Raw genomic sequence first — 14,290 nt, forward strand, 5'->3', positions numbered from 1 at the left:
GGTGCTATGGGCCGGCGCGCCCTTCGCAAAGGGCGCTCGCGGGTCACGAAAAGGGCAGAGGACTAGGCGGAGCGCATTTCCTGAGTATCTCGCTGCATCGACTGCAGGTTGCGTTCGATGTTCTCACACAGCGAATCCATCTGGATCTGATGTTCGCTGACCTTGAACGGACTCTGCAAGTCGGTGCCGATCCGCTCGATGGCCAGCAGCATGAAACCGACCACGGTAGACGCCAGCGGTGTGAACCATTCCAGCGAATCCACCAGGCCGATCGGTACGATCAGGCAGAACACGGTGATGAACAGGCGCGGAAAATAGACGTACGGGTAGGGCAGCGGGGTGTTGGCGATACGCTCCATGCCGCCCTGGCAGTTGGAGATGTCCACCAGCGTCGACTCCAGGCGCGCCAGGCGGATGCTGTCCAGGCGCCCGGCCTTGTACTCGCGGGCCAGCAAGGCCGCCGAGCCGGTCAGCAGGTCGTTGGAAAAGTTATTGGTGCTGTCGCGTCGTTCGAATTCTTCGTCGCTGATGAAGGCTGCCACTTCCGGTGGGCAGGGTATGTGCCGTACGTGCGCCGCCAGGCAGTTCACATAGGCCACATGGCGCCGCAGCAAGGTGGCCTTGACCGGATTCACGTCATCGCCCACGTCGTCGATCAAGGTCAGCACCTGGCGCGCATAACTGCGCGACGCATTGACCAGCAACCCCCACAGCGTTCGCGCTTCCCACCAACGGTTGTACGCACTGCTGTTGCGAAAGCTGATCAGCACGATCAGCGCCGAACCCAGCAGCGTCAGCGGCATGATTGGCAGGCTCAGCTTGGTGTTGAGAAACAGCATGAAGTCGACGGTCACCGCGATATCCCACAGCAGCAGCCAGAACAGCGACCAACCGACATAGCCCATGGTCTTGATGATCAGACGGTATTTCTTGGCGATGGCTTCTTTCATAAGCGGACCCTAGGCGATGAGCGTGCCTAGGTCGGACGCCGGCTTTGCCACAAGGTTCGTTGCACGCTAACGAATGGCCGTTACCAGTTGCTACAGGGTCATGGTGGCGTTTTAGGTATGTCCGCGGCGGGCGAACAGCAGGCCAATACCTGCCAGCCCCAGCAAGCCACCACAAGCGCGATTGAAGCGACGTTTGGCTTGCACCGTATTCAGCCAGCGCTTGAGGTTTACGCCCAGGTACGCATACAGCCCAACCGCGACCCATTCCAAAACCAGAAACAGCGCGCCGAGCACCGCAAACTGGGCACCAACGGGTTGTTGCGGATCGACGAACTGCGGCAGGAACGCGGTAAATATCAGAATCGCCTTGGGGTTACCCGCGGCGATCAGGAACTCGCGGCGCAGCATCCGCCACAGGTTGGTACCACCGGCCGTGGAGTCCCCTGCCATGTCGACGGGCTCGCTGGTCCACAGGCTCCACGCCAGCCACAGCAGGTAGAGCGCGCCCACCGTCTTGATGGCCAGAAACAACCATTCGGATGCAAACAACACCGCCGCCAGTCCCATGGCCGCCAGCGCGATCATCGCGCTGAATGCTACCAGCCGCCCGAACCCGGCCAGGCACGCGGCCCTGTAGCCGTGGTGGGCGGCGTTGTTGATGGACAGCAGGTTGTTCGGCCCTGGGGCCATGTTCAGGGCAAAGCAGGCGGGGATGAAAAGCAGGAGGGTGGTGAGGTCCATTTTTCTGCGTCTCTTTCGCGAGAGGGAACCGAGGTACTCGAAGATCACCTGGAGAATGTAGAGAAACCCTCGCCAAGCCGCAACGTTGATACCTCAGGCGTCGCTTCATATCGGTCCAGATCAGCTAGGAAAGTGAACGCAACAATGCGTCGACGAGCCGAAGTTCTCATTGTGATTTGGCGGGCTGAATGCTTTACACCACCTGTTAAAATTTATTGCTACCAAATTTTGATTTGTTTCGAAAATTTTGGCCCTTTACTTGTCGAGGTTGCGAAGATCGGCAAGCTTTATTGCATCGGTCAGAACTACAAAACGCTGTCTATAAGACTTCGCCTACGAGCGGGTAGGGAAATGTTCAAGCCTCGAGTCACCCCTGGTCTAACGGTATAAGCGCATTAAATTTAGCTAAGCTACTGATTTAGATCGTAAATAAATCATGCCGGTGCTGAGCGTGCTGCTAGTTGCTGACCTGAAAGCCCATAGCGACTAATAAAGTTATTTCTGAAAATCTCAAAGAGCCCAGATGCTGTCGAATATGGACACATATGATCTTTGACGTGAATTTGATAGCTAAATATCATTCCGCTGCATTGAGTAGATATAAGACCTCTTCGGTATCAGGGATTGAATATGTGGGTAATAGCAGCGCGCTATATAACGTGGTATTTCGTAGCCTGCATTTTCTGTGTAACTCAGGCCTTCGCCGCTGCCACTACCCCGGGCGAGCAGGACTTCATTCGCGACCGTCAGGATCGCCTGCTTCAAGAGCAGCGGCAGCGCCTCGAAGAGCTCAAGAACCTGCCTGGTGAGCAACTCAGCGCTGCTGCGCCTCCAGCCGAGGAGGATGCTCGCTGCTTCACCATTCAGCGTATCGACATCCAGGGCGCCGATGCCCTTGCTACTGCCCAAAAGGCCGAACTCGTGCAGCCGTACCTGGGCCAGTGCCTGGGTATTGCGCAACTCAACGAGTTGCTGGGGGGCGTCACCGATCGCTATCTGCAACTGGGGCTGGTCACCAGTCGTGCCTACCTGCCGCAACAGGACCTGTCCACCGGCATCCTCACGCTTCAAGTGGTTGAAGGCCGCCTGGAAGACATTCGACCTGCCGATGACAGCGGGTTATCGACACGGGAAGTGGACATGGCGTTTCCGGGCCAAGTAGGCGAACTGCTCAACTTGCGCGAAGTCGAGCAACTGGTCGACCAGCTCAACCGCCTGCCATCCAACCATGCGCAAATAGAGCTGGCGCCAGGCGAGGTTTTGGGTGGCAGTAACGTGCTGGTCAGGAACACGACCCAGAAGCCTTGGCGCGCTTCGCTGTCGCGCAACAACGGTGGCCAGCGCAGCACCGGTCAGCAGCAGTGGGGTGCGGGTCTTGATTGGGACAGCCCATTGGGCCTGGCCGACCAGTTGGTGCTGCGTGGCAGTCATGATGCGGTCAGCGACCATCATCGCGGCTCCAAGAGCACCACGGCGTACTACAGCGTGCCATGGGGCTGGTGGAACTTAAATTATTCCTACAGCCAAAGCGAATACGGCTCGCAGGCTTATGGCAACGGGTTCGCCTTCAAGCAAAACGGTGACAGCCAGAATCATCAGTTTCGTGCAGAGCGCGTGATACATCGCGACTCGGTCAGCAAAACATCGATCAACGGCGGCCTGGCCTACTTGCGCAGCAACAACTACTTGAGCGGCAACCGCCTGGAAGTCAGCAGCAACCGCATCAGCGAGGCCCAGTTCGGCCTCAACCACGGCCACCGTATCGGCAATGCGTTCGTCAACCTCGACCTGGGCATGCAGCAAGGCATCGGCGCCTTCGATGCGCAAAGTCGCAAGATCGAACAGCACGGCGACCCCAACGACCGCTATCGCAAATACACCGCCACCGTGAGTTACCTGCAAGGCTTCAACCTGTGGGGCGAAACGTTCAGCTTCACCAGCCTGGCTAACGGGCAACGCAGTGAAGATGTGCTGTTCAGCCCGCAACGCATGAGCCTGAGCGGACAGTCGTCGATGCGTGGCATCAGGGACCAGAACCTGTCTGGCGACAGCGGTGGCTATTGGCGCAACGACCTGCGCTGGACTCGCCCCGTCAATCTTGCCTGGTTACGACCTGCCTTTGATGAATATGGCATCGGCTTGGGCTACGACCAAGGCGTGATCCGCAGTGATCGTTACAACGGCGACCAGCATGGTCGCGTGTCCAGCAACTCGGTCGAATTGTTCGCCCGCGGTCAGCATTTCGCGACGTCGGTGGCCTTCGCTCACTCACTGGAACGCCCCGATGCGCTGAGCGAGCGCGAAACGCCGATCTATTTTCGCCTGGACCTTCTTCTCTGATTTCACGTTTCAGTAGGTAATCGACATGGACGTTCGCCAGTTCGCTTTTCTGGCCCGACAAGCTTCGGCCCGAATTCAGCCCCGTGAGCAATTCTGCGGCTTGCCCAAGCGCGCGCTGGCGTTACTGCTGGCCAACGTCATGTTCTGGCAACCGCTGTGGGCGCAAGCCGAAGGCATCGTGGTGAGTGGTCCAGGCACCGGCCTGCAACAGGCCGGCAACGGTGTGCCGATCGTCAACATTGCCACACCCAATTCCTCAGGCTTGTCCCATAACCAGTACAAGGATTACAACGTCGGCAGCCAGGGCGTAATCCTCAACAACGCCACCGGCCGCACCCAGCACACTCAGCTGGGCGGCATCATCGTTGGCAATCCGAACCTGGCAGGCTCCGCCGCCAACGTCATTCTCAACGAAGTCACCGGCGGCAATTCCAGCCAGCTGCGTGGCTATACCGAAGTCGCCGGTCAGTCGGCCAAGGTCATTGTCGCCAACCCCTATGGCATAACGTGCAATGGTTGCGGCTTCATCAACACCCAGCAGGTGACCCTGACCACCGGCAAGCCGATCGTCGAGAAGGGCCGGGTGCAGCGCTATCAGGTCGATGGCGGTGCGATCTCCATCGACGGCCAGGGCCTGAACGCCAGCAATGTCGATGGTTTCGAGATCATCACCCGCTCGGCCCAGATCAATGCGCGGATCAACGCTGGCAATCTCGCCATCGTCGCAGGGCGCAACGATGTTGATGCCGCGACCCTGCAGGCCACCGCCCGTGGCGATGACGGCTCGGCCAAGCCGCAATTGGCCATCGACAGTTCCGCGCTGGGTGGCATGTATGCCGGTGCGATCAAGCTGGTGGGCACCGAAGCCGGCGTCGGGGTGAAGCTGGCCGGTCATCTAGCGGCCAGCGCCGGCGACATCCAGCTCGACGCCAACGGTCACCTGAGCCTGGCCCAGGCGGCAGCCAGCGGCGCCGTGAACGTTACGGCGCAAAGCCTCGACGCCCAAGGGCCAGTCTACGCAGGCAGCCAGTTGCGGGCGCAGACCCGTGGCAACCTGACCGTCAGCGACAACCTGACCGCCCGCGACAGCATCACCCTGAGCAGCGGCGGGCAGTTGACCAACAGCGGCATCATCGAAGCCGGGGTCAATGCAGACAACAGTCGCAACGCTCGAGGCGACGTACGCATCGATGCGCAAGCTTTCAACAACCGCAACAGCGTGATCGCCAGCCGTAACCTGAAGCTCGTCAGCGCAGGTGACGTCGATAACCGCAACGGCACGCTGAGCAGCACCCGTCTTGACCTGCGCACGCATAACCTGGACAACCGCAAAGGCCGGATAGCGGCCCGCAACTTGACCCTGCAAAGCGCGAGCCTGAACAATCGGCAAGGTCTGCTCAGCAGCCATGGTACGGTTGATATCAGCTCCAGCGGCCTATTCGACAACCGCGCCGGGACCTTGATCGGCGACCAACTGCTGCGTGTGCAAGCAGCCGGCATCGACAACCGTGAAGGTGAGATCGCCGGCAAGCAAGACGTCGAAGTTCGTACAGCAGGGCTGGATAACCAGAACGGCAAATTGATCGCCGAAGGCGCGCTCCTGCTTGCGGGCGCGCGACTCGACAACCGCCAGAACGGTTTGGTGGCGGCACTCAGAACTTTGAAACTTCACGTCGACACTGTGGATAACCGTGGCGGTGAATTGTCTTCGCAGGCTGACATCGAGCTATCCGGTAACCGGCTCAACAACGAAGATGCCGGCCAGGTGCTGGCGCAAGGCTCCCTTACTCTCGCCTACGTCGATGTTCTAAATCGCGCCAAGGGCCTGCTGTCCGGCAAGACGGGCATCGGCCTGCACGCCGGTAGCCTGGACAACAGCGGCGGGCGCTTGCTGAGTCCCGGCAACATTGACGTCTCGCTCACCGGTTCGGCCACTAACCGGCAAGGTCTGATCAGCAGCGAAGGCACTGTGCACCTGCGTGCCAGCAGCCTCGACAACAGTGGCGGCAGCCTGTCCAGTGCAGGCTTGTTGACCCTCGAAAGTCGCGGCCTGATCCTCAATCGTGGTGGCGAACTGGTCACTGATGAAGGCTTGACCCTCTTCAGCACCAGCCTGGACAACGGACAGGGCGGCAGCATCAGCGGCAAGGGCGCAGTAAACCTGACAACCGGAGCTTTCAACAACGATGGCGGGTTGGTCAGCAGTGCCAACACCCTCGAGCTGAGCGCACAGCAGGTCAGTAACCTCAGCGGTCGTATTGGTAGCCAACTGGCCTTGACTGCCAGCCTGCAAGGTCTTGCCACGCGGGCGGGGCAGTTTTTCAGCAACAGCGCCCTGACGCTGGACCTCAACGGCGCCGACCTCGATAACCGACAAGGCCTGCTCAACGCACCGGAATTAAGCTTGCGCAACGTCGGTGCCGTGTACAACCAGGGCGGTGAAATTTCCAGCGGCCAGGCCTTCACGCTCAATGCCCGCAGCTTGGACAACAACGCCGGCAAGCTGCTCAGCAACCACACCCTGACCCTGCACATCGAGCGAGCCCTGGCCAACCTCAAAGGCCAGATTGCCGCCGCCGCACTCAGCGTGCAGGTCGGTAGCCTGGATAACAGCGAAGGCGTGCTCACCAGCCGCAGCGATCTGAACATGACCAGCCAGGGCAGCCTGCTCAACCGCAACAATGGCCTGATCAACGCTGCAACCGTGCTGGACATTCACAGCGCCGACCTCGACAACCAAGGCGGCCATTTGCTCGGCAACCACGCTGTGCGTCTGGATCTCAATGGTGGCACGCTGAACAACAGCGTCGGCTTGATCAACGGCGAAGGCCCTCTGACCTTCAACCGCATCGGCGCCGTCGACAATCGCAACGGCGAGATCTCCAGCAATCAGGGTTACACCCTGGCCAGTGCGCAGCTCGACAACCGTGCTGGCAAAATCATCAGCAGCGGCCAGCTGTCCGTCATCAGCGGCGCCATCATCAACCGTAATGGCCTACTGTCCGGTTGGCAGGGTGTGAATCTGCAGGGCAGCAGCCTGGACAACCGCGACAACGGCACCGTTTCCAGCCGCAGCGGCAACCTGACGGTCAGTCTGAGCGGGGCGCTGCTCAACAGCAACGTCGGAGCGTTGGCCAGTGGCGGACGTCTCGACATCGACAGTGCCAGCCTGGACAACAGCCAAGGCGGCATTTTGAGCAGCAGCGCTGGCCAAAGCCTTTCAGTGCACGACTCACTCGACAACAGCCAAGGCGGCCTGATCGACAGTGGCGCGGAGCTGACTGTCCATGCCACCGACCTGAGCAACCGTGCCGGGATCGTCAATAGCCAGCAGACATTGAGTTTGACCGGCAAGGAGCTGGACAATACCGGCGGCCAATTGGCCAGCAACGGTAACATTACCCTCGAACTGCTGGGCACTTTGATCAATGCTCAGCGCAAACTCGCCAGCAGCAGACCCCCACGCATTCAACACGCCCCAAACATCGACAACCACGATGGGCAGATGGTCAGGCATAACCTGCGCAGCCTGTTCGCCAGCAGCTTGGACAACCCCAACCCAAGGCCACTGGCTCTGCTAGATCAACTGACCCTCGACGCCAGTGGCAGCGAGCAGAGCCACCCCGACAGTTTGATCTACAGCCAGAACGGCGTCGTCAGCCTCAGTGCTGATGCGCTGGAAAACAGCGGGGGCGTCGTGCGCAGCCAAACTGGCCTGACCCTGCAAATCAGTGGCGCGATCGACAACGCCAACGGTCGTCTTATCACCCAAAATGACGACCTGATACTTGGGGCCGGTAGCCTGGACAATCGCGGCGGCATCCTCTCAAGCCTGCGAGGGGCTCTAGAGGTGCGCATGGCTGGCGGTCTGCTCAACGACCAAGGTACCCTTCAAGGCGAACGCCTGACCTTGCTGGCCCTGGCCGGGCTCGACAACCAGAATGGCCGCATCGTCGCGCAAAGCGGCGACGCCAGCATCACCGCCGTCCACTTCAACAACCGCGCAGGCGGGCTGTATGCCAAAGGTCTGATCGACGTGACCGGCAACACCGCCACCAACGCGGGCCAAATTGCCGGAGGCCGCGTACGTTTCGCTTTAGGCGGCGCGCTGATGAATCCGTTCGGCATCATCGAAAGCGACTCATCCTTCGACATCACTGCCGCTGACTTCGATAACCAGGGCGGCACCGTGCGTGCATTCGGCACACACGGGGCCTCGGTGTATCGCGTGGGCGGTGTACTGGATAACCAGGGTGGCGTGATCGAGATTGCGAACGCCGATCTGACGATCGACGCGGGCAGCTTCCGCAATACCAACGGCTCTCTGCTGCACGTAGGCCTGGGTGAATTCAATATCTCCAGCGCCAACGTCACCGCCGCTGGTGGCAGCCTGGTCACCCGTGGTGGCTTCACCCTCAATGCCGACAGCTGGACTAACAGCGGCGTGCTGCAAGCCGGGCGCCTGACCATCAAGGTCGGCAACTTTCACCAGACCGCCAGCGGCCAGCTGCTCGCTTCGCAGAGCCTGCGCGGTGAAGGCGCCAATTGGAGCAACGAGGGCAAGCTGGCCAGTAACGGTGACCTGTCGCTAAGCATCGGCGGTACCTTGTTCAATCAGGGTCGCATCACTTCTGTGGACGCCGCCGGGATCACGGCCGGCAACATCGACAACTACGGCACCCTCGGCAGTGCCCAATCCCTCACGCTCAAGACCGGCACCTTGCTCAACGAGCGGGGACTGCTCTTCAGCGGCGGTGACATGGGCTTGCAGGTCGACAGCTTCACCAACCGTTACGCCGACGTCTACAGCCTGGCCAATCTGCGTATTGATCGCGACGGCAGTGGCGGCCATGCCAGCCTGATTCGCAACAGCTCTTCGACGCTGCAAAGTGACGGCAGCATGAGCCTGGCTGCCAGCACCATCGAAAACGTGCGCGCAGTACTCACGGCCAATGACGCTGGCATCTATACCGGCAAGATCTACCAAGTGGCCTGTGTCGAGGGCGTCAACGCCGGCGACTGCTCTGGTAAACGCAATTTCGTCTTCGAAGTTCTGGAACGCCAAAAGCTGGAAGTCACCGAGGCGAGCCAGGCATCGAGCATCACCGCAGGCGGCAGCCTGAGTTTCGACGGCGGCGACCTGCTCAACCAGAGCAGCACCATTGCCACGGGTGGCAACCTCAGCGCCTCGGTCGCCAACGTGTTCAACCGCGGCATTGAAACGGGCGATACCGAATACGTGCGGACCTTCCGCACCAGCCGCCAGCGAGGTGCCAGCGGGCTGCTTTCGGAAGCCAATGCCTTCAACGAGCACTACTGGCTTGAAGGTGCTCGGTACGACGTCAATAACCTGAGCGGTCTGGAAGCGGGTATCAGCAACTTCCTGGCCTACACCGAGACCGAGCTCCCGGAGTTCGCCCGTGTGACCCAACTGTCGACCAGCGATCAAGGCTATGCGGCGGTCATTCAAGCGATCGGCGACGTTAACATCACCACCCAGAACAACTTCGACAACAGCGTAGTACGCAACGACTACCACTACGTCGGCAGCGGCACCCGCACCGACACCGGTGCTTCAGGCAGCGATTTCAGCACTCGGGTCAGTCTCGACGCGCAACTGCCTCCTGATCTCGCCCAACAACAGATCAACCCGCTGGCCCTGTCAGGCTTCAGTCTCCCCACCGGGCAAAACGGCTTGTTCCGCCTCAGTGACCGACCCGCCACGGACAGTGCTGCCAAACAGACCGATAGCGGCCCGCAACACTGGACACTTGGAAGCGCCAGCATCGATGTGGCCCAGCGCACCCAGACCGCCGATATAAGCCAGGGCCGTACCCCTCAGGTAGAGGGCAGAGTTCCCTTCGACGTCATCAATTCCGACGTTCACGTTGCCTCTCACCAGGCTCCGAACATCGATAACGTACTCGGCCCCGTCTCCGGCGCTGGCGGCTCGACAGTGACGGATGCATCGTCGCCCGGTCGCGCCGGGGAAGGGATTCCAGTCACCATCAACCGCGCTCAGGGTCTGCCCGATGCGCAGCGTACTTCACAACCACACAAATACCTGATCGAAACCAATCCGGCACTCACCGACCTCAAGCAATTTCTGAGCTCGGACTACCTGCTGGCAGGCCTGGGCTACAACCCGGACGAAAGCGCCAAGCGCCTGGGCGACGGATTCTACGAGCAGAAGCTGATCCAGCAGGCCCTAGTCGCCCGCACCGGCCAACGCTTCATCGACGGCCAGCACTCCGACGAAGCGCTGTTCAAGTACCTGATGAACAACGCCATCGCCAGTAAGCAACAGCTCAACCTGTCGGTAGGCACCACGCTGACCTCGGCGCAAGTCGCAGCACTGACCCACGACATCGTCTGGCTGGAAGAGTACAAGGCCAACGGCCAAAACGTGCTGGTGCCCGTGCTGTACCTGGCTCATGCCAACAACCGCCTCGGCCCCAACGGCGCGCTGGTCGCCGGCCGCGACGTCAACCTGGTTTCCGGTAACGATCTCACCAACGCAGGCACCTTCAAAGCCAGCAACAACCTTAGCGCCAGCGCCGGCAACAACCTGGTCAACAGCGGCCTGGTGCAGGCCGGTAACCGACTCGACCTGCTGACGGGCAACACCCTCGTCAACAAGGCCGGTGGCGTGATCACCGGTCGCGACGTGAGCCTGACCGCCGTCAACGGCGACGTGATCAACGAGCGCACGGTGACCAGCCATCAAAGCAGTGGCGGCTACCGCAGCGAACGCAGGGACTTCGCGGACACGGCCGCTCGGATCGAGGCGGCGAATGATCTGAGCGTGTGGGCGGGGCGTGATGTCAATAATGTGGGTGGCGTGTCGCAAGCTGGCAACGACCTGACACTGGCCGCCGGTCGAGATATCAACTTCGCCTCAGCCCAGCAGGCTGAAAGCAATGACCTCGGCCGCAAAGCCCACAGCAGTTCTGTCATCCAGCACGGCTCCAGCCTCGCCGCAGGCCGGGACGTCATCGCCACCGCCGGTCGTGACCTGACGGCCATTGCCAGCGACATCGACGCCAAACGCAATATCGCCATGGCAGCCGTCGGTGATCTCACGCTGAGTTCCGCGGCAGACGAACAGCACACCTATTCCAAAACCAAAAAGGTCACTGCACAGGAAGATCACGTCAGCCAGATCGGCACTTCGCTCGATGCAGGCGGCGACATCGCCCTGACGGCGGGCAGGGACATGGCCCTGGTCTCCAGCCGTATCACGGCAGGCGACGAAGCCTACCTGTACGCCGGTGAAAACCTGGAACTGCTGGCCGCTCAAGACAGCGACTATTCCCTTTACGACAAAAAGAAAAAGGGCAGCCTGGGCAGCAAACAGACCCAGCGCGACGAGACGACCACCGTTACCAACGTGGGCACCGAAATCAAGACCGGTGGCAACCTCACCCTGGAAAGCGGCGGCGATCAAAAGTATCAGGTCGCCAAACTGGAAAGCGGCAAGGACCTGACCCTGGACAGCGGCGGCGCCGTTGATTTCGAGGGAGTGAAAGATCTCAAGCAGGAGAGCCACGAGAAGAGCAGCAGTGATCTTGCCTGGATGTCCATGGGGGGCAAGGGCAGGACTGATGAGACGGTGCGGCAGAGTGAGTTGGTTGCGCAAGGAACCTTGGCAATCAAAGCTACCGAAGGCCTGAATATCGATATCAAGCATATCGATCAGAACACCGTCAGCCAGACGATCGACACCATGGTCCAGGCGGACCCTCAATTGGCCTGGTTGAAAGAGGCAGAGGCACGCGGGGATGTGAACTGGCAGCAGATCAAGGAAGTGCACGAGTCGTTCAAGTATGGGCACTCTGGACTGGGCCAAGGGGCGATTTTGGCCATCGTGATCATCGTGTCGGTTCTCACCGCAGGAGTTGCCAGCGGCGCCGCTGCCTCAGCCGGAACCGCATTGGGCGCTTCTTCCACCGGCACCATGGCCGCAGCCACTGCTACCGCTTCTGCAGGGCTGGGCAATATGGCAGCGACTGCCGCGCTTACGTCCATGGCAAGTACAGCAACCGTCAGCGCCATCAACAACAAAGGCAACGTCAGCGATACGCTCAGCGATACCTTCAACAGTAACAGCCTCAAAGGGTATGCACTCGCTGCTACCAGCGCTGGCATTGCAGGTCAGCTGGGCTACGACCCCACCCAGCTCGGCTTCAACGCGGAGAGTGCCGGTATGGTCGCTGCCAAAGCCGGTGCCGACTCACTGGCCAAGACAGCGATCACCGGTGGCAGCCTCAGCGACAACTTTGCAAGCAGCATGGTCAGCGCACTGATCACTGCTGCGGGCGCCCAAGGTGCAACCGCCCTCGGCAACTCTGCGATGGTTGAAGGTAGCCCCAGCAAGGTCGCGGCGCACGCCCTGTTGGGCGGCATGAAGGCATTGGCCATGGGCGAGGACTTCAAGACTGGTGCCCTGGCCGGTGGCGCGAATGAAGCCATGGTCAGCTACCTGGCGGACCTGGTCATGCCAGAAGGCTATGAGCCCGGCAAAGGGGGCGCCGAACAGGCCAAGGTTACTCTGCTGGCCATGTCGAATGTGGTAGGCCTGCTGTCCAGCGTGGTGACAGGCGGCGATCCGCAGGTCGCAGCCGACATTGCAGCGACAGCCACGCAATACAACCACCTGAACCACAGCGACCTCACGCGCGCAGCCAAAGAGCTCAACGCCTGCGCCGCCAAAGACGGTGGTTGCTCCGAGGATGTTCTTCAAAAGTTTGTGAGGCTGAGCCGTGAGCAGGAAATTGCAGCGTTCCAGTCTTGCGCTGCTAACCCTGACTCTTGTGTCACCACCTCGTCGATGGTGGCCAATGCTCAGGCCAGAGCAGAGCAGCTTAAAGACCTCGCCTCCACGGCTGTGGCTCCGGATGCTCAGCACGTTTTTTCGCTTCTGCTGGCCGAGAACCATGAGGTTCAAAACGCCCTGGCACAGGTCACGGCGGGCGCCAAGGTCGATTCGGTTGTGCAGGAGCTGCAAAACCGGCTAGGGTTCAGCGACGCCCGGAAGGAGATGATTCGCGACGCTATGGTGGTAGCGGCGTCAATGGCGGTTGGGGGGAAGGGGGGTAGGGGTAGTGCGGGTGGAGCGAAAGGAGGGGTGCCCGGTCTCCTCCCTAAACCTGGTTCCACATCTACTCCGGCAAATGGTGTAGGCGCCGGTACGGCGTTTAAGATAGATTCGAAGCAGTTAGGTAAAAAACTCGGTAAGCACGTTGAAGATTTTGGCGGTAACGCGGCTAACCCAGCAGATCGTAAAATGGTACTCGAGAAAATTCATGACGTTGGCGGTAATCCTCAAAAGGTAATTGCTGGGACATTTGCCGGGCAAGGAGCAAATGGTGCTCGGGGTAATGTGTTTTTCAGAATTAAGGGTAATGATGTAGTTGTTACAAAGCCTGATGGGTCGTTCGTTACTATCCTGAAGGATGGGGTAACTCAGAATCCATCTGTACAGAGCGCGTTGAAGGGAGGCGTCAAGTAATGACCTTTACTGGCCCTATAAATACCTGGCTTTTAACAGTGTTCGGGAAGAAACTACTGTCAGTCAATGCTCTATTTCATGTTTTCTCTTTCGAACGAGATTCTGCCCCACAAGAAGTAGGGCTTCTATTCGAAAATTCTCAAATGGGAAAGCTATATGGCGGGTCTGATGGTACTTCTCTCTGTTTTTCTTTGAATCCGATTTCAAGCTGCGATTTAGGTGAATACGGTAGGCTCGATATTTTTTGCATCTCGGGTGACATTCATTTCTCCGATGTTGTAGGAAGTAGGTTAATTTCAGCATCGCTCGTGCAGACCTCAGCAGAAGATGTAGTGATAGGTGTTGTCCTCTCGTTTGATAACGGTTTTTGCCTATGCATTTTAAACTTGGGTGATGAGCTTTTTGTCTACGATGAGATTCCAGAGGAAATAATGACCGGTGAGGGGGTACGCCTTAACTCGGTGAGTTAGTGGTGCAAAAGGTGGGGCTGCTAGTTTCGGCGCTGACAATGTGGCCCTTTACCTAAAGGTGGAGGATCAACATAAAAAGATTCTATGGCCGGCTTGAGCCAGTAGTAGATATTGATGGTAGATATTTTACTGGCAATGCATTAGGGCCATTGTGAGGGTAAGGCTAATAATGTCTAGCTGAAACTCAGTGAGTGATCGTGCGAAAAGGAGCGGGCGGCGTAGGTGGCTTACGTTTTACAAACTGTTCTGATGTAAGTTATTTGAGCCTTTCTTGACTG

At 59.3% G+C, this 14,290-nt stretch carries 5 protein-coding genes; 3 read left to right on the plus strand and 2 right to left on the minus strand.

All coding sequences use genetic code 11. The features are described 5' to 3' along the window. Nucleotides 1-62 precede the first annotated feature (62 nt). Nucleotides 63-950: a bestrophin family protein gene (locus H7993_RS14555; RefSeq protein ID WP_185794810.1), complete on the minus strand. Its 888-nt coding sequence runs from the start codon at nt 948-950 to the stop codon at nt 63-65. Between the two features lie 111 nt (nt 951-1,061). Then, nucleotides 1,062-1,691, minus strand: coding sequence for a LysE family translocator (locus H7993_RS14560; protein WP_185794994.1), 630 nt, complete (start codon nt 1,689-1,691; stop codon nt 1,062-1,064). Nucleotides 1,692-2,321: 630 nt separating this feature from the next. Between H7993_RS14560 and H7993_RS14565 the strand changes: the two genes are divergently transcribed. From H7993_RS14565 to H7993_RS14575, 3 genes are read left to right on the plus strand one after another with little or no spacing between them, the layout of a single operon-like run. Further along, entirely contained in the window at nt 2,322-4,031 is a 1,710-nt protein-coding gene (locus tag H7993_RS14565; protein WP_185794811.1) for a ShlB/FhaC/HecB family hemolysin secretion/activation protein, read from the plus strand. A 25-nt stretch (nt 4,032-4,056) separates the two neighbouring features. Next, the gene (locus H7993_RS14570; RefSeq protein WP_185794812.1) at nt 4,057-13,542 is read left to right on the plus strand and encodes a two-partner secretion domain-containing protein; all 9,486 of its coding nucleotides are present in this window, start codon (nt 4,057-4,059) and stop codon (nt 13,540-13,542) included. After that, nucleotides 13,542-14,012, plus strand: coding sequence for a hypothetical protein (locus H7993_RS14575; RefSeq protein ID WP_185794813.1), 471 nt, complete (start codon nt 13,542-13,544; stop codon nt 14,010-14,012). Before H7993_RS14570 ends, H7993_RS14575 begins: the two co-directional genes overlap by 1 nt. Nucleotides 14,013-14,290 lie beyond the last annotated feature (278 nt).

It is taken from the genome of Pseudomonas baltica (assembly GCF_014235765.1).
Classification (GTDB): domain Bacteria; phylum Pseudomonadota; class Gammaproteobacteria; order Pseudomonadales; family Pseudomonadaceae; genus Aquipseudomonas; species Aquipseudomonas baltica.